Origin of the sequence: Klebsiella sp. Q11 (genome assembly GCF_964241505.1) — a bacterium.
In the GTDB taxonomy this organism is placed as follows: domain Bacteria; phylum Pseudomonadota; class Gammaproteobacteria; order Enterobacterales; family Enterobacteriaceae; genus Klebsiella; species Klebsiella michiganensis.
The window spans coordinates 25,124-41,827 of record NZ_CAXSXW010000013.1 but is presented as its reverse complement, the minus strand read 5'-3'; the positions used below and the strand labels follow the sequence as shown (position 1 = coordinate 41,827).

At 58.0% G+C, this 16,704-nt stretch carries 13 protein-coding genes; 4 read left to right on the top strand and 9 right to left on the bottom strand.

What is annotated here, in order from left to right:
- Positions 1-6 precede the first annotated feature (6 nt).
- Positions 7-1,284 (top strand): stationary phase inducible protein CsiE, encoded by a 1,278-nt coding sequence (csiE, locus tag ACESQ2_RS20170; protein ID WP_032750899.1) that lies wholly within the window; start codon positions 7-9, stop codon positions 1,282-1,284.
- On the opposite strand, the gene ACESQ2_RS20165 is transcribed toward csiE, so the two are convergent.
- From ACESQ2_RS20165 to ACESQ2_RS20150, 4 genes are all read right to left on the bottom strand, one after another.
- A complete protein-coding gene (locus tag ACESQ2_RS20165; protein ID WP_004853228.1) occupies positions 1,281-2,414 on the bottom strand; it encodes a 3-phenylpropionate MFS transporter in 1,134 nt (377 codons plus the stop codon). The genes csiE and ACESQ2_RS20165 overlap by 4 nt on opposite strands.
- A gap of 77 nt (positions 2,415-2,491) precedes the next feature.
- A complete protein-coding gene (locus ACESQ2_RS20160) occupies positions 2,492-3,328 on the bottom strand; it encodes an aldose 1-epimerase (RefSeq protein ID WP_368767741.1) in 837 nt (278 codons plus the stop codon).
- Complete coding sequence (locus ACESQ2_RS20155) at positions 3,328-4,764, bottom strand: sugar porter family MFS transporter (protein WP_222582257.1); 1,437 nt, start codon at positions 4,762-4,764, stop codon at positions 3,328-3,330. Before ACESQ2_RS20155 ends, ACESQ2_RS20160 begins: the two co-directional genes overlap by 1 nt.
- Positions 4,765-4,834: 70 nt before the next feature.
- Complete coding sequence (locus tag ACESQ2_RS20150; protein ID WP_373171161.1) at positions 4,835-8,110, bottom strand: DUF5107 domain-containing protein; 3,276 nt, start codon at positions 8,108-8,110, stop codon at positions 4,835-4,837.
- 112 nt (positions 8,111-8,222) lie between these two features.
- Here ACESQ2_RS20150 and ACESQ2_RS20145 point away from each other — a divergent pair, with 112 nt between their 5' ends.
- On the top strand, positions 8,223-9,419 hold the full coding sequence (locus ACESQ2_RS20145) for an ROK family transcriptional regulator (RefSeq protein WP_025106588.1): 1,197 nt from the start codon (positions 8,223-8,225) through the stop codon (positions 9,417-9,419).
- Positions 9,420-9,492: 73 nt separating this feature from the next.
- Positions 9,493-9,915, top strand: coding sequence for a DoxX family protein (locus tag ACESQ2_RS20140; RefSeq protein ID WP_025106587.1), 423 nt, complete (start codon positions 9,493-9,495; stop codon positions 9,913-9,915).
- Between the two features lie 55 nt (positions 9,916-9,970).
- Here the strand turns inward: ACESQ2_RS20140 and glyA are convergent, their stop codons facing one another.
- Complete coding sequence (glyA, locus tag ACESQ2_RS20135; protein WP_009654385.1) at positions 9,971-11,224, bottom strand: serine hydroxymethyltransferase; 1,254 nt, start codon at positions 11,222-11,224, stop codon at positions 9,971-9,973.
- Positions 11,225-11,549: 325 nt separating this feature from the next.
- Here glyA and hmpA point away from each other — a divergent pair, with 325 nt between their 5' ends.
- Positions 11,550-12,740, top strand: a complete 1,191-nt coding sequence (gene hmpA / locus ACESQ2_RS20130; protein WP_014839214.1) for an NO-inducible flavohemoprotein — start codon at positions 11,550-11,552, stop codon at positions 12,738-12,740.
- Between the two features lie 58 nt (positions 12,741-12,798).
- Here hmpA and glnB read toward each other — a convergent pair whose 3' ends face one another.
- The 4 genes from glnB to ACESQ2_RS20110 form a co-directional block, all read right to left on the bottom strand.
- Positions 12,799-13,137: a nitrogen regulatory protein P-II gene (gene glnB / locus ACESQ2_RS20125; protein ID WP_002914032.1), complete on the bottom strand. Its 339-nt coding sequence runs from the start codon at positions 13,135-13,137 to the stop codon at positions 12,799-12,801.
- 65 nt (positions 13,138-13,202) lie between these two features.
- Positions 13,203-14,540 (bottom strand): two-component system response regulator GlrR, encoded by a 1,338-nt coding sequence (gene glrR, locus ACESQ2_RS20120; protein ID WP_014230390.1) that lies wholly within the window; start codon positions 14,538-14,540, stop codon positions 13,203-13,205.
- Positions 14,527-15,231 carry a two-component system QseEF-associated lipoprotein QseG gene (qseG, locus tag ACESQ2_RS20115; protein ID WP_049069711.1) on the bottom strand — a complete coding sequence of 235 codons (705 nt, stop codon included), beginning with the start codon at positions 15,229-15,231 and terminating at the stop codon, positions 14,527-14,529. Before qseG ends, glrR begins: the two co-directional genes overlap by 14 nt.
- 13 nt (positions 15,232-15,244) lie before the next feature.
- The gene (locus ACESQ2_RS20110; RefSeq protein ID WP_088941783.1) at positions 15,245-16,681 is read right to left on the bottom strand and encodes a HAMP domain-containing sensor histidine kinase; all 1,437 of its coding nucleotides are present in this window, start codon (positions 16,679-16,681) and stop codon (positions 15,245-15,247) included.
- Between the last annotated feature and the right edge of the window lie 23 nt (positions 16,682-16,704).

Genomic DNA, 16,704 nt, shown 5'->3' with positions numbered 1-16,704 from the left:
AACCGGATGATGACAGTGATTGAACCACCATCTGTGCTTTCCAGTCCACAGCGCCGTAGCCAGGTGCTCCTGATGTTTTATCTGCCCGGGCAGTCCGTGACGCCCGAATGGCTGGGTAACCTCACCCAGGTTGATGAGGATACCGCCCGGCAGGACATTGCGGAGACGGGACGCGAGATTCAGCGTTATCACCGCTTGACCCTTGCTTCACAAGCGGACGGCAGCTATCGGATGGAAGGCGCCGCGCTCGATCAACGCTTATGCCTGCTGCACGGCCTGCGCCGCGGGCTGCGCCTGTGCCCGCATTTTGTCAGCCACCATTTTACCCCGGCTTTGAAAACGCAGCTTAAACAGCAGGGTATCGCACGCACGCTGTATGACGACACCAATCTTCAGGCATTGGTCAACCGCTGCTCGCGCGCCCTGAACCGGCAGTTTGACTGCCGCGACGTGCATTTTCTGCGTCTTTATTTACAGTATTGTTTGCTGCAGCACCACCTTGGACAGAGCCCCACTTTCACCCACGAGCAGCAGCGCTGGGCGCAAGCCGCGGCCGAGTTTTCCCTCGCCGAGGAGATTGTCCGCCACTGGCAGCGGCGGGTTGCGGCAACGCCCCATGCCGGAGAACAGCTGTTTCTGGCCCTGCTGTTTATGCTGTTGAAAACCCCCGATCCTATCCGCGATGGTCATCAGCACGATCGCCGTCTGCATCTGGCCATTTCCGGGCTGATTCACCGCTTTCAGAACCTGGCGGGCCGTCCGTTTAGCGATGAACAGGGGCTGAGCGATCAGCTCTATATTCACCTTTCGCAGGCGCTACACCGCAGCGTTTTCGCTATCGGTATCGATAACGCGCTGCCGGAGGAGATTGGCCGTCTTTATCCCCGTTTGATGCGCACAACGCAGGCTGCGCTGGCGGAGTTTGAAGCCAGCTGGCAGGTACGCTTTAGCCAGGAGGAAGTCAGTTTAATCGCGGTGATCTTCGGCGCCTGGCTGATGCAAAAAAGCGATCTGCAGGAGAAACAGGTGGTTCTGCTGACCGATGATAACCCGGACCTTGAGCAGTCGCTGGAGCAGCAGCTGCGCGAGTTAACCCTGCTGCCGCTCAATATAAAGTATTTGAGCGTGAGCACCTTTCAGAAAGAGGGCGCGCCGAAGGAAGTGACGCTGATCGTCACTCCCTATGCCACGGCGCTGCCGCTGTTTTCGCCGCCGCTGTTTCACGCCGAAGAGACGTTCAGCGATCATCAGCAGCAGCAGATTTGCAAAATGCTGGAGGCCTAAGCCACCGCTTTTGGCCGCACCACCAGCGCCGGTAAGGCCACCAGCGCCATCACCCAGAAAACGCCCTGGTGCAGATGCTGGTAGAGGAAACCGGCAAAGACCGTCATCACCGCAATGCTGCCGCCCATCGCGACGGCGGAGTAGACCGCCTGCAGGCGGATCACTTCGCTGCCCTGACGCGCCGCAATGTAGCGCATCGCCGCCAGATGGCACACAGTAAAGGTGCCGCAGTGGAGGATCTGCGCGACGATAAGCCAGGGTAGAGCCGTCGTCCAGCCCATCAACGTCCAGCGAATTAGCCCGCACACCGCGGACAGCAGCAGCAGATCGCGGGCGCTAAAGCGGCGGAAGACTTTTTTGCTCAGCGCGAAAATCACCACTTCCGCCACGACGCCAAGCGACCACAGGTAGCCCACGGCGGAGGCGGAATACCCCGCTTCCTGCCAGTAGATAGCGCTAAATCCGTAGTAGGCGGCGTGCGCGCCCTGCAGCAAACAGACGCAGGCGAGGAAGCGCCAGCTTTGCCGCACCAGCGTAAGCCAGGCCGCCAGGCCGGCCGCTTCCTGCTGGCGGGATTCGCCCTGCGGCTGCACCGATGGCTTCAGCAGCATGCCGAGCAGCATGGAGGCAATACCGACGCTGAGCATCACCAGTATCATCCGGTAGTCATACAGGCTGACCAGCTTCCCGGTCAGCGCCGAGCCAATGACGAAAGCTATCGACCCCCACAGGCGCACGCGCCCGTAGTCCATGGTGATCTGCTTTTGCCAGGTATTCGCCAGCGCGTCGGTCAGCGGCACCAGCGGCGAGAAAAAGAGGTTAAAGCCGACGATAATCACCATCAGCCAGGCAACCTGGTGGCCGATCCAAAATGCTAGCGCAAAGAGCAGCGTCAGCAGCGCCAGAATGCGCAGAGAAGAGATAAGACGGGACGGGTCGCTGACCCGCGGCGCAATCAGCAGGCTGCCAAGAAAGCGCGACACCAGCCCGGCGCCGAGCAGCATGCCGATGGTTTCCGGCGTCAGGCCAAGTCCGGAAAGCCAGACGCTCCAGAAAGGCAGGAAGATGCCGTAGCTAAAAAAATAGGTGAAGTAACTAAGCGCCAGCCAGCGCGTGGAGTGTAAGACCATGATTCCCTCCCGAATGGAGGCGACAGTCTGGCGATAAAGCGGGGCGGGTGCAAGATACCCTCGCCCCAAATATGGCGCTATTCGCGCCCCTGTACGTCTATTTTCAGCGAAAAACTCAGCGTATCTCCGGCGCCTAAAACCCGCAGCCCCGGCTGTCCGTCCATGTTATGGGCGTTTACCGGATGACTTTGCGGCTCGAGGCAAAGGAACGGCTCGCCCTGCATTCTGAAAAGCATCAACCACGGAGTTTGCGAAAGAATTGTGACATCCATCACATCGCTACTCACCCTCGCCCGCCCGCTCCAGCCGGAATAGCCCACGTTCAGCCAGCGATCCTCACCGTACTGCGCGTGGCTGAAATCGGCGTCGCCGGGCAACTGGCCTTGCCAGCCGAGAGGAAGATGCTGCTCCCCTTCCGGCCAGTAGCCGGCGGCGGCAAACTGCACCGTACCGCGCTTATCAAAAGGAAAAAACGGATGAAAACCGCAGCCATAGGGGATGGGCGTGCTACCGCAGTGGGTAAGCGTCAGCGCAGCCACCAGCTGGTTACGCAGCAGCTGGTAGCGGATCTGCGCCAGGTAATCGAAACCGCAGGCATGCTGCCGACGCAGCTGTAACACGCAATAGTCGCCGCCGCGCGCAATCATATCCCAGTGCTGCAGCCAACCGTCGCCGTGGAGAAAAAAATGCGCGTCGGCGTGGTGGCGAGGCAGAACTATCTCACGTCCCTGAAAAATAAAGCGGTTCCCGGCGACGCGATTGGCCAGCGGCAGCATCGGAAACATGCCGCCGGCGGGGTTTTCATACAGCACCGGCGCCTGATAATGCCGCGAGTATAAACTTTGCACTTTGCCGCCCAGAGAAGCGACGCGCATCCGCAGATGCGCGTTTTCCAGAATCCACTCTTCCGCCATTAGCGCGTCTGCTCCTGCTTCATCGCCTGAGCGCCCGCATGACGTTGCGCCAGCTGCTCTTCCAGGGCTTCGAGAGTGACCCCCTTCGTTTCCGGCACGTTGCGCAGAATATAGAGGTAGCCGGCAGCGCAAATGACGCCATACAGCAGGAAACTGCCCGCCGCGCCCAGTCCGGCATTAAGCAGCGGGAAAGTGTAGGTTAACAAGAAACAGGCAATCCACAGCGCCAGGGTGCCTAAGGACATCGCGAGTCCGCGAACGCGGTTGGGGAAGATTTCCGCCAGCAGTACCCAGGTAACCGGCGCCAGGGTCAAGGCGTAAATAGCAATCGCCGCCAGCACCAGCAGCAGAACGGGCCAGCCCATGATGCCCATGCCATAGGCGGCGGCAATCAGAACATAGATCAGCGTCAACCCTGAGGCACCGAGCAGCATTAATTTACGGCGGCCGATTTTATCCACCAGCGGCAGCGCGGCGAGGGTAAACACCAGGTTGACGATCCCCGTTGCGACGATCGATTTCAGCGTACTGTTAATATCGAATCCCGCCGAGGCAAAAATCTCCTGCGCGTAGTTAAAGATGACGTTAATTCCGCACCACTGCTGGAAGACGGCGAGAACTATGCCAATGATAACGATCGGTTTAACCTGCGGAGCCAGCAGCGCGCCGTAGGAGATTTTATGGTTATCTTTTTCCAGCGTGTGCGCGATGTCGCGTAATATCCTGTCGGCATAGTCGGCGGAGCCAATGCGCTCCAGCGCGGCCCGGGCGCGCTCCGGCTTACCGGCCTTCATGAGCCAGCGCGGCGACTCAGGAACAAAAAACATCAGCACCAGAAACGCCAGCGCCGGCACCAGTTCCGCGCCGAACATCCAGCGCCAGCCCATCTGCCCGTTCCAGGTCTCCACAATCATCTGCTGCGTCGCTCCCGTCGCCACGGGTTCCGCAATCATCAGGTTGATAAGCTGAGCGGCCAGCACGCCAATCACGATAGTGAGCTGGTTTATCGCAACAAAGCGCCCTCTTTTTTCTGCCGGGCTGACTTCCGCGATGTAAAGCGGGCTGAGCGCGGATGCCAGACCAATCCCCACGCCGCCCACAATGCGGTAAACCACAAACATGTCGAAACTGCTGGCAACCGCCGTCCCCCACGCCGAGGCGCTGAACAGCACGGCGGACAGTATTAAGGGCAGCTTGCGCCCCAGTTTATCGGCGCACCATCCCGAGATTAATGCGCCGAAAACGCAGCCCACCAGCGCCGAGCTCATTGCCCAGCCGGATTGTGCCGGGTCAGTAATGGAAAACCAGGCTTCATAAAACGGTTTTGCGCCGCCGATGACTACCCAGTCATAGCCAAAGAGTAAACCACCGCAGGCGGCGACCAGACAGATAGTCCAGACGTAGCCCATTTTCAGATGTGTCTGCGCGTTATTCATAATGATTCCTCTATAAGGGAAACGCAGGGAACAGTAGGGTTCAGGCGGGCCAGGCCCGCCCGTTTCAGGTTCAGGAAAACATGCCGCTTTGCAGGGCGTGGCGAATCAGATGCGCCTTATCATGAGCCGGGTTCAGCTGCAGCAGCCGCTGCATCGCCTGCTGGCTGGCGGATAAGTTGCCCAGCCCCAGATGGCCCAGCGCTTCAATAAACAAACAGTGCTGCTGATGCTGCTGCTGCGCTGAAACATCGAGCACCACCAGATCCGGGAGAGAAACGGCAAAAAAGTCGGCTTGCGGAACGTCATCCCGATGCTGCCTGGCCCAGGCGATAAAATTCTGGAAGTGCTGCTCGGCCTGCGCCGGATTACCGCTCTTACGCAGCGCGATGCCCTGCCAGAAAAGGTAATCGGCGGGCTGATCGTTGTAGTAACGCCCGGCGTCCAGCGTTGAGCCCCCTTGCAGGGCAAGCTGGTAATATTCCGCTGCCCGGTGCGCATCCCCAGTCTGTTCCGCGCAATAGCCCAGCAAATACCAGATATCGTTGTCCGTCTGCCCGGGCAGCCGCCCCTCTCCCAGATTATCGGGATAGCGTAACGCTTCATTCAGGCAGCGAGCGGCCTGCGTGAACGCCTTACGTTCGATCAACTGTAAAGCGCGATGGAGCTGATTGAGCAAATACTGGCCGGTAACTTTCCCCTCCCCGCCTTCCCAGGGATGAAATACGCGCGTGCCGAGAATAGCGGCGGCATCGGCGTAATGGCCGGCCGCGTTCCACAGGCTTAACAGCTCAGCGGTCAGATCGTCCCGTTTCAGCACCACCGCTTTGCGCGCCGCCAGCGTTTCCAGTCGTTCGTTTACCGGCGTACCCAGTGATTTTTTCAGGAAATCAAGCTCATAAAGGAAGCGCGCGTTTTCGGGCTCAAGCTCTACGGCCCGCTGCAGATAAGCCAGCGCCTGCGCGGCATCCTGTTGTTTGTTCCAGGCGTAGACCCCCAGCAGACGATGAGCGGGCGCATAGTCGGGAGATTTTTCCAGCGTCTCGCGCCAGCAGCTTACCGCCTCTTCATAGCGACGTTTGCTGTACCAGAAGCAACCGAGCAAATAGCGGGCAAAAGCGCTATCGCTCAGGGTTTGCAGCATCTGGACTTCATCGAGCGTGTTGGGGAAACGCACTTTTCGCACATGGCAGCGCTCGGCTTCGGCAATTAACCGTTGCCGTTTATTCGCATCATCGCTTAACGAGGCGCGCCACAGCATCGGCAGCGCCTCCTGGCAATCCAGAACCTCAAGCACCTCCTTCGCCGCCTGCTTCTGACCGATGGAGAGCAGCCAGCCCGCCAGCAGGCTGCCGTTGATCCCTCTGCGCCCCGTTACGCGCAGCAGGCTCGCGCGCGCCTCATCGCCCGGCGCAATCATCCAGCGCGCGCAGTGCAGCGGATAGCTCAACGGGTATTGTTCGAGGCAGACGACAATATACGCCTGTGCCTCTTTCGTCCGCCCGCTGTTCGCTAACGCCAGCGCTTTCAGCCCCATAGCCAGATGGTTGCTGGCGTTAAACTGCAGGCTGGTGTTGACCTTTTCCAGCGCGTCGGCGGTATCGCCACGCTTCATCGCCAGCCTTGCCAGCGCCCACCAGGCGGCATCGCGGCAGTTACCGCTCCAGGACGCTTTGTAATAGCAATCCCATGCTCCAGCTTCATCGCCCTGCCTTTCCAGCGCGCTGCCAAGCAGCATACTGGCTTCGCCATCGCGCGGATTTTTATTCAGACGATGGGCGCGAAGTAGCGCGGCCCGGGCACATTGCTCCGCCAGCCCCCAGTCGGCGCAATTAAACGCCAGCGTCCCGAGGGCAACATTATTGCGGTAATCCTGCGGATCGAGGGCTATCGCCCGGCGATAGTAATCCGCGGCATAGCGGCTTGCATGATTGTATTGTTCAAGATGCTGGCCGATAAAATAGAGCTCATCGCCGTTGTGAATCTCTTCCGGCATCGCCGGCGCGCAGGCAGGTTCGGGCAGGGGCGTCTGCTGAGTAATATGTTCCTGATAATCCAGCAGCGGCTGGTTGTCTGCGGTTTTCACCTTAATGGTTAAGCGCCGGGCGTCATTTTCCGGCAGCGTATGCTGCCAGCTCTCGCCGGGCTTCAGCGTAAGCTGAGTTTCATACAGCGGCTGCTTTTCCGCGCTGAGTTCAACAACAATATTTTCCAGCGGCGCAATGGCGTAAACGCCGAGCTGCAGCTGCTCCGTCTCACGAACCAGCTTCAGCGCCAGCTGCGTATTGGCATTTTGCACCATCCCCAGCTCGCTGTAGGGAAGGAAGTTTTGCACAAACACCTTCTCTTCATAAGGCGCAAGCCAGGTAAAGTCAGGCTGGTTATCGGTGTAGACGCCGGTCATCAGCTCGATATAGGAGCCATTTTCGTCGGTCAGATTGCGGTCCCACGCCAGGCCAAAGTCGCCATAGCCCCAGCTCCACTGTTTTTTGCCCGGCGAGACGTGATGGTCGGCAACATGCAGCAGCCCACCGCGCTCGTCGTGGTGATAAGCGCCGACAAAGTCGTAGTCCGATTTCTCCGCCATATACGAGGTGGGTACCGGAACGTTTTTATAACGGGAGATATCGACGCCCGCAGAATAGTCCACTTTGTAGTAGGTGCCGGTGGCGATGGGAAAAGCGGAAACATCGCGCTTGCCGTGATCGAATACGGCGGTGACGTCGGGTGGAAACACGCTCTGGTGAGCATCGCCGCCTTTGACCGCCGGGTTGGCCCACCACAGGAAATGACGCGGCGTTGCGTTACCATTAAAAACCTTACCGGTAATTTCAATCAGCGCGCGGTCAGGATAGAGAGTAAACCCGGTCATGACCTGTAAACCGCGCATGGGCTCCGCTTCCCCCATCCATACGGTCTGCACGCCGTTTTCCCCGCGCTGGATCGAAAAATCGACCGGCATAAAGGTCGTCGGGCGGTGATGCTGCGGCCAGTTGAACTCGATACCGCCGGAGATCCAGGGCCCCAGTAGCCCTACCAGGGCGGGCTTAACGACTTCATTGTAATAGACGAAATCGCGCTGTTTGACTTTGTCATACGCCCGGTGAATACGTCCGCCGAGCTCCGGCAGCAGCATGATACGAATGAAATCATTCTCCATCCATACTGCCTGATAATCGCGCATTTCACGCTCGCCGGTCAGGGTATCTATCACGCCGTAGGGATAGACGTTGCCGGAGGAACCCTGATAAACGCGCTTTTCCAGAAACATGGGGTTCGGATCCTCCGCCCCCGTCGTCCACGTAGGTAATGTAATTGTTTCCTGCCAGACCTTAACCGAACCGTACATGACGCCTCCACTAAACGAAATAAAGTAAAACTTGCTATGAGAGGAGTTTATATCGCCATTTAGCTGCTAAAATGCGCAACGCTCACGCAATATAGTTAAGGGAGTTAAGTGTATGCAGCGCACCGGTTTGAATAACGCCCGGGTCAGGCAGGCCAACAAATCTATTTTTCTCTCCCACCTCTGGCGGGAGAAACAGCTCAGTAAATCCCAGCTTTCCCAGCTCACCGGGCTCTCTATTCCGGCTGTGAGCAACATTCTTGCCGAACTGCTTAGCGAGGGATTGATCGGCCATTCCACGGAAAAAATGAGCAAGCGCGGCGTAAACAGCGGAAGCTACCAGATCCCCGAACACGGTGCCTGGACGCTATGCATGAACATCACGCCGACCAGCATTGAGTATCAGCTTGCCGATGCCCGACTGCTGGCGGTTGACGGCCACCAGCATTTGCCCATCGATGCCCCCACGCCGCAGGCCCTTCTGGAGGCCATCGTGGAATGCTGGCGAGGTATACACCGCCGCTACCCGCAGCACAGCATCAATCTCGCGCTTGGCGTTCATGGGCAGGTTGATCCGGTAACCGGGGTGTCACAAACCATGCCCCAGGCGCGCTGGAAAACGCCGATTGAAATAAAGTATCTGCTGGAGGAACAGCTCGGCGTGCAGGTGCGGGTGGATAATGACTGCGTGATGCTGGCGCTGGCGGAGAAGTGGCAGCATCAGGGTATACAGCCGGATTTTTGCGTGATTAACGTCGATTACGGTATCGGCTCGTCATTTGTGATTAACGATCAGATTTATCGAGGAAGCCTCTACGGCAGCGGGCAGATAGGACACACGATTGTGAATCCTGACGGCAAGGCCTGCGACTGCGGGAGATACGGTTGCCTCGAAACCGTAGCGTCCCTCAGCGCGTTGAAAAAGCAGGCGCGGATGTGGCTCAAAACGCAGCCGGAAGCGCAGCGCTCTCCCGAGCAATTAACCACGGCATCGCTCATTGAAGCCTGGGAACAGGGAGACGTGCATATTCGCGCATGGGTTGATAGCGCGGCCAACGCCATTGGCTTAAGCCTTTATAATTTCTTAAATATTTTGAATATTAATCAGATCTGGCTATACGGACGCAGCTGCGCCTTTGGCGAACAATGGCTGGAAAGTATCGTTAAACAAACCGGCTTTAATCCCTTTGACCACGGCGATACGCCGCGAGCGCACGCCACTCAAATCGGCTTTGGCAAACTGACCCGCGCCCAGCAGCTGATGGGGATCGGTTATCTGTACGTGGAGGAACAGCTGCAAACGCTGCGTTAATCGTCAGCGGACGTGGCGGAGCGCAAATTTGTGTATTACGTTTAAATCACACGTCTCTCATAACGAGCTGATTATGAACACTCTACGCTACTTTGACTTTGGCTCCTCCCGCTCTCTGCTGCTGCTGATTGCGCGTATCGCGGTGGTGGTGCTGTTTATTCTTTTCGGCTATCCCAAGCTGCTCGGCTTTAGCGGCACGGTGCAGTACATGGCCTCCTCCGGCGCGCCGATGCCAACGCTTGCGGCCATCATTGCCATTATTATGGAAGTGCCGGCGGCCATTTTAATTGTGCTGGGCTTTTTCACCCGCCCGCTGGCGGTGATCTTTATTTTTTATACCCTCGGTACCGCGGTGATTGGCCATCACTACTGGGATATGACCGGCGATGCAGTTCTGCCGAACATGATTAACTTCTGGAAAAACATCAGTATTGCCGGCGCCTTCCTGCTGCTGGCGATAACCGGTCCCGGGGCGATTTCGCTCGACCGCCGCTAATCAACAGACGCAAAAAAGGCCGCATCAGCGGCCTTTTTGATGTCAACGCTAACGCTTACGCATAAACCGGGAAGCGTGCGCAGATATCCAGCACTTTACCCTTCACGCGCTCAATGACCGCTTCGTCATTGATGTTGTCCAGCACGTCGCACATCCAGCCGGCCAGCTCTTTCACTTCCGCTTCTTTAAAGCCGCGACGGGTGACCGCCGGAGAACCGATACGGATGCCGGAGGTCACAAACGGGCTCTTCGGATCGTTCGGCACGCTGTTTTTGTTGACGGTGATATTAGCACGGCCCAGCGCAGCGTCAGCTTCTTTACCGGTCAGGTTTTTATCGACCAGATCCAGCAGAAACAGGTGGTTTTCAGTGCCGCCGGAAACCACTTTGTAGCCGCGGTTCAGGAACACTTCTACCATTGCCTTCGCGTTTTTCGCTACCTGCTGCTGGTAAACTTTGAACTCCGGCTCCATCGCTTCTTTCAGCGCAACGGCTTTCGCCGCGATAACGTGCATCAGCGGGCCGCCCTGGGCGCTCGGGAATACGGCAGAGTTCAGTTTTTTGTACAGCTCTTCGCTGCCGCCTTTCGCCAGGATCAGGCCGCCGCGCGGACCGGCCAGGGTCTTGTGAGTAGTGGTGGTCACGACGTGAGCATGCGGAACCGGGTTCGGGTAAACGCCAGCGGCGATCAGACCGGCAACGTGGGCCATGTCGACGAACAGGTATGCGCCGATGCTGTCAGCGATTTCGCGCATTTTTGCCCAGTCAACCACGCCGGAATAAGCGGAGAAACCACCGATAATCATCTTCGGTTTATGTTCCTGAGCCTGCTTAGCCATGTCTTCATAGTCAATTTTACCGGACTCATCGATGCCGTAAGGAATGATGTTGTACAGTTTGCCGGAGAAGTTGACCGGGGAGCCGTGAGTCAGGTGACCACCCTGCGCCAGGTTCATACCCAGAACGGTATCGCCCGGCTGCAGCAGTGCAGTATAGACCGCGAAGTTAGCCTGGGAGCCGGAGTGCGGCTGCACGTTAGCGTAGTCAGCGCCGAACAGCTCTTTGGCGCGATCGATAGCCAGCTGCTCTACGATATCGACATATTCACAGCCGCCGTAGTAGCGCTTGCCCGGATATCCTTCAGCGTATTTGTTGGTCAGCTGAGAGCCCTGCGCCTGCATAACGCGCGGGCTGGTGTAGTTTTCGGAGGCGATCAGTTCGATGTGCTCTTCCTGACGTACTTTTTCTTGCTCCATAGCCTGCCACAGTTCGGCATCATAATCGGCAATGTTCATTTCACGCTTTAACATCCGCATCTCCTGACTCAGCTAACAATAAAATTTCGGCCTAAAAAGGCGGTCCACCTGGACAACGGCCCACAGTATAACTGAATCATTCTGCGATAACAGGTCTTGACAAAGGATTTTACGCAAACGATTGGCTCCGCGTTACACAAGGCTTTGAGCAATAAAGCACCTTCGATTATCAACGGATTTCTTTTCAGGTTTGTGATGCAAATAATTCATGTTGTAACTGCCTTATGGGAAAGTGTTAAAGAACCATTTACAAAGCAGGGTTATTTTTATAAGATGCATTTTAAATGCATCATTAAGATAACCTATAAAGGAAGCTGCTATGCTCGACGCACAAACCATCGCTACGGTGAAAGCCACCATCCCTCTGCTGGTTGAAACCGGTCCGAAACTGACCGCTCATTTTTACGACCGCATGTTTGCTCATAATCCCGAACTCAAAGAAATCTTTAATATGAGTAATCAGCGCAACGGCGACCAGCGCGAGGCGCTGTTCAACGCCATTGCCGCCTATGCCAGCAATCTTGAGAACCTGCCCGCCCTGCTGCCGGCGGTGGAAAAAATCGCCCAGAAGCACACCAGCTTCCAGATCCAGCCCGAGCAGTACAATATTGTCGGCACCCACCTGCTGGCCACCCTTGACGAGATGTTCAGCCCGGGTCAGGAAGTGCTGGATGCCTGGGGCAAGGCCTACGGCGTGCTGGCCAACGTCTTTATTAATCGTGAAGCGCAAATCTACAGCGAAAGCGCCAGTAAAACCGGCGGCTGGGAAGGCACCCGCGCGTTCCGCATCGTCAGAAAAACGCCGCGCAGCGCGCTGATTACCAGCTTTGAGTTTGAGCCGGTCGACGGCGGTGCGGTCGCTGAATACCATCCGGGCCAGTACCTGGCAGTCTGGCTGAAGCCGGAAGGCTTTCCGCATCAGGAAATTCGTCAGTACTCTTTGACCCGCAAACCTGACGGCAAAGGCTATCGCATTGCGGTTAAGCGTGAAAACGGCGGCCAGGTTTCAAACTGGCTGCATGATTCTGCGAAAGAAGGCGACGTGATTTATCTGGCCGCGCCGGCCGGCGATTTCTTCCTCAACGTGGCGCCGGAAACGCCGGTCACGCTGCTCTCCGGCGGCGTCGGTCAGACGCCGATGCTGGCGATGCTGGACACGCTGGCAAAAGCACAGCATCCGGCGCAGGTGAACTGGTTCCACGCGGCAGAGAATGGCGAAGTGCACGCCTTCGCGGAGGAAGTGAAAGCGCTGGGTGAAACCCTGCCGAAGTTTACTTCTCACGTCTGGTACCGCAGCCCGAGCGAAGCGGACCGTGACGCCGGCGCGTTTGACAGCGAAGGTTTGATGGATTTAACGGCCCTGGCCGACAAGATCGGCGACCCGCAGATGCAGTTCTATCTCTGCGGTCCGGTGGCGTTTATGCAGTTTGCCGCGAAGCAGCTGGTAGGGCTTGGCGTGGGCAGCGACAACATCCATTATGAGTGCTTCGGCCCGCACAAGGTGCTGTAAACAGAGCGATAAAGGCAGGCGGCCCGGAAAGTATCGGGCCGCCATTCGGTTTGTCAGCTTAAATCGCCGCGTCGTCTTCTTCGCCGGTGCGGATACGAATCACGCGCGCGACATCGAAAACAAAGATCTTACCGTCGCCGATTTTGCCGGTCTGCGCCGTACGGATAATGGTATCCACGCAGGTGTCGACGATATCATCGGTGACAACGATTTCGATTTTCACTTTCGGCAGAAAATCGACCATATACTCCGCGCCGCGATACAGCTCGGTATGCCCCTTCTGGCGGCCAAAGCCTTTCACTTCCGTTACCGTCATCCCGGTGATGCCGACTTCGGCCAGCGCTTCACGCACGTCATCCAGTTTGAAGGGTTTAATAATCGCATCAATCTTTTTCATGGTGTTCCTGTTTTAGTCGCGTAACCGGTTGCTAACCGTATCATAACTTGCGCCATCATCCGGAGCTACTCTTTAAAGTCGTTAGCGTCGAGCTCGTGGCGCGACAGCAGCTTATAAAATTCGGTGCGGTTGCGCCCCGCCATCCGCGCCGCATGCGTGACGTTGCCTTTAGTGATTTGCAGCAGCTTGCGCAGGTAATTGAGCTCAAACTGATTCCGCGCCTCAACAAAGGTCGGCAGCGCGGTGTTTTCCCCTTCCAGCGCCTGCTCCACCAGGGCGTCGCTAATGACCGGCGAAGAGGTTAGCGCCACGCACTGCTCAATCACGTTCACCAGCTGGCGCACGTTGCCCGGCCATTTTGCGGCCATCAGCCGCTTCATCGCATCGGTGGAGAACGCGCGAACAAAGGGTTTGTGGCGATCGGCGGACTGGCGCAGCAGATGGTTCGCCAGCAGCGGAATATCTTCCGTACGCTCGGCCAGCGGCGGGATTTTCAGATTCACCACGTTGAGACGATAAAACAGATCTTCGCGAAACTCGCCGCGCGCCATGGCCTTCGGCAGGTCGCGATGGGTCGCAGAAATAATCCGCACATCAATGTCAATATCGCGGTTGCTGCCCAGCGGGCGCACTTTACGCTCCTGCAGGACGCGCAGCAGTTTAACCTGCAGCGCCACCGGCATATCGCCGATTTCATCAAGAAACAGGGTCCCGCCTTCTGCGGCCTGGAATAGCCCCTCGCGATTGCTGACCGCGCCGGTAAAAGCGCCGCGGGCGTGGCCAAACAGCTCCGACTCCAGCAGCTGCTCGGGAAGCGCGCCGCAGTTAATGGCGACAAAAGGTTTATCGCGGCGCGGGCTGGCGTTATGAATTGCCTGGGCGACAATCTCCTTGCCGGTACCGCTCTGGCCGTTAATCAGTACGCTGACGTCCGACTGCGCCACCATCCCGGCCTGCTCCAGCAGACGCTCCATCAGCGGGCTGCGGGTCACAATCGCCTGGCGCCAGCGCTCGTCGGTGGTGGGTGCGCTCTGCTCCAGCGCGTCATCAATCGCTTTATACAGGGCGTCTTTATCCACCGGCTTGGTGAGAAAGCTAAATACGCCCTGCTGGGTCGCGGCAACGGCGTCCGGAATGGAACCGTGCGCGGTGAGAATGATCACCGGCATTCCCGGCTGAACCTTCTGGATTTCGCTGAACAGCTGGAGGCCGTCCATCTCGTCCATCCGCAGGTCGCTGACCACCAGGTCGACTTTGTCACGGCTCAGCGTGCGCAGGGCCTCCGGCCCGCTCTCGGCGGTCAGTACGCTGTATCCTTCGCTGACAAGACGCATGCCCAGCAGCTTCAGCAGCCCCGGATCGTCGTCCACCAGCAGCAGACGGGCGGGTTTACGGATCGTCATGAATCACCTCCGGGACCTTCTCACCGCCGTGCCCGGCGTCCGGGCTGAAGTTCCCGCCGGGTTTACGGCTGGAGAGCTGGCGCTCGATGTCGGTGAGATTCTCCAGCTTGCGGGTCGTCAGTTCGAGCTGACTGCGAAGTTCAATTTCCTGCTGACGCAGCGTCTCCAGCTCCGCATCGCTTGACTGCTGCAATTTGGCGTAGCGGGAGCGCTCCTCAATCAGCTGAAGCTGCCGGCCCTGGGCATCGCGCCAGAGCTGATAAAGCGGGCGAACCTGGACGGCGATTTGCGGGCTGAAGGCATCCAGACTGGCCACCAGATCGCGACGTTCGTTGGGCGTAATTTTGGCATCGGCCAGTAAAATGCCGCGTTTAAAGGCATCCTGCCAGCTGTCGGCATCGTGCTGCCGGGCTTCAGCCCGCGCCTGTACCGGAGCAAGGCGGTCCGCGCAGTCAATTCCCCGCAGCCAGTAAAGCGGGTTTTTATCACTGGCCTCGCTTTGCAGGCTCCAGATGTCGGCGCACTCCACCGAAAGAAAATCGGCGACCTGATGCTGCGGCAGCGCGGAGAGCGTTTTGCCATCCGCGGCGTGTGGTGATGTAGAGGCGGAACATCCCGCCAGCGCCAGGCAGGACATGCCTGACAGCAGCCATCCCCTGAGGGGACGGACAAGTGCGAAGAAGTGGGACATATTCACCCGATAGTTATACGTTATTTTGTCCAGACTCGGCGACGGGGAGCGTGATACGAAAACAGATTAGCCCTGATTTATCATCAACCAGGCTCAGCTCGCCCTGCATTTGCCGTACGCAGTCGCGGGCAATGCTCAGCCCCAGACCGCTGCCTTTTACCGCCCCTTTACGCTGGTGGCTTCCCTGATAAAAAGGCTCAAAAATCATGTTTCTCTCTGCGGGCGGGATCGGCTCGCCGTCGTTAATGACGTCAATGCGCACCTGCTCGCCGTGCCGATAGCTATGAATGCGAATGTTACCGGATTCAGCACCATAGTGCACCGCATTGGAGTAGAGATTATCCAGGACGCTCACCAGCAGAGCGGGCTCCGCTTCGCATAAACGCTCGCTGAGCAACAGTTCGGTATGCATCATTTTAGCTCTTGCCGGCAGGCTATGGGCAGAAACCACATTTTCCACCAGTTCGGCCAGGTTTACCGTCTCGCGCGCAATCGGGCCATCGGCCTGTTTACGGTTGTAATCCAGCAGTTGCTCGATCAGCTTTTGCAGGTTGCGGCTGCTGTTATCGAGAATTTCAACGATCTCCTGCTGCTCGAGCGTCAGCGGCCCGGCCACCCGGTCGGCAAGCAGCTCCGTCCCTTCGCGCATGCTGGCCAGCGGCGTTTTCAGCTCATGGGAAAGATGGCGCAGGAACTGATGACGCTGGGATTCCAGCCAGGCAAGGCGTTCGCTCAGCCAGATAATGCGTTTACCGACGGAGCGCAGCTCGCGCGGACCGGTAAACAGCGCGGCGTCGTCCAGCGACTTCCCCTCCCCCAGTCGGTTGATCATTCTCTCAATGCCCTTCACCGGGCCGATAATCATGCGGGTGAACAGCAGCACCAGCGCCAGGCTGAGCAGGAACAGCACCAGCGCCTGCCAGCCGAAGAACTGCCCGCGCTCGGCGATTTCCTGCTGCAGCTGCTGCCCGCGCGAATAGACCACCGTTCGGGTTGCCTGCACCATGTCGCTATTGGCCGAGGCAAACGCTTCCAGGCTGGCGGCTGACTTCGCCGCCGGACCGCTATTTTTACACTGCAGCTCGGCCAGATCGTCGAGATCCTGACGCAGCGCCTGCCAGATTTTCTCATCGGGCAGGACGCCCGCGTGAGCATCAAGCATTTCGCTGTAGCGTTGGCGCTGATTCTGGTAGACCCGCGCCAGCGTCGGATCGTCCAGCACGCAGTACTGACGGTAGCTACGTTCCATCTCCAGCGATGCGTTAATCATCGCTTCGCTGCGGCGGGCGTCGATAAGGGTAGTACGGTTGATATGCGCCGCCTGCGCGCTCAGCGCGTTGAGGCTTTGCCACGCCTGCCATGCCAGCACCAGCAGCGGCAGCAGGATCAGCACGAAGGATAGCGTGACCAGCTGGCGCAGCGAACGGGGGAAAAGGGAGAGTCGCTTCACGGATAGGGTCTCAATCATTAGCT

What these genes read in the sequence shown, in the direction of transcription:
- qseG (WP_049069711.1), bottom strand. Translation starts at nt 15,231, where the DNA reads ATGTCCCACTTCTTCGCACTTGTCCGTCCCCTCAGGGGATGGCTGCTG.
- ACESQ2_RS20145 (WP_025106588.1), top strand. Translation starts at nt 8,223, where the DNA reads ATGCAGCGCACCGGTTTGAATAACGCCCGGGTCAGGCAGGCCAACAAA.
- glnB (WP_002914032.1), bottom strand. Translation starts at nt 13,137, where the DNA reads ATGAAAAAGATTGATGCGATTATTAAACCCTTCAAACTGGATGACGTG.
- ACESQ2_RS20140 (WP_025106587.1), top strand. Translation starts at nt 9,493, where the DNA reads ATGAACACTCTACGCTACTTTGACTTTGGCTCCTCCCGCTCTCTGCTG.
- ACESQ2_RS20165 (WP_004853228.1), bottom strand. Translation starts at nt 2,414, where the DNA reads ATGGTCTTACACTCCACGCGCTGGCTGGCGCTTAGTTACTTCACCTAT.
- ACESQ2_RS20150 (WP_373171161.1), bottom strand. Translation starts at nt 8,110, where the DNA reads ATGTACGGTTCGGTTAAGGTCTGGCAGGAAACAATTACATTACCTACG.
- csiE (WP_032750899.1), top strand. Translation starts at nt 7, where the DNA reads ATGATGACAGTGATTGAACCACCATCTGTGCTTTCCAGTCCACAGCGC.
- ACESQ2_RS20155 (WP_222582257.1), bottom strand. Translation starts at nt 4,764, where the DNA reads ATGAATAACGCGCAGACACATCTGAAAATGGGCTACGTCTGGACTATC.
- glyA (WP_009654385.1), bottom strand. Translation starts at nt 11,224, where the DNA reads ATGTTAAAGCGTGAAATGAACATTGCCGATTATGATGCCGAACTGTGG.
- hmpA (WP_014839214.1), top strand. Translation starts at nt 11,550, where the DNA reads ATGCTCGACGCACAAACCATCGCTACGGTGAAAGCCACCATCCCTCTG.
- ACESQ2_RS20160 (WP_368767741.1), bottom strand. Translation starts at nt 3,328, where the DNA reads ATGGCGGAAGAGTGGATTCTGGAAAACGCGCATCTGCGGATGCGCGTC.
- glrR (WP_014230390.1), bottom strand. Translation starts at nt 14,540, where the DNA reads ATGACGATCCGTAAACCCGCCCGTCTGCTGCTGGTGGACGACGATCCG.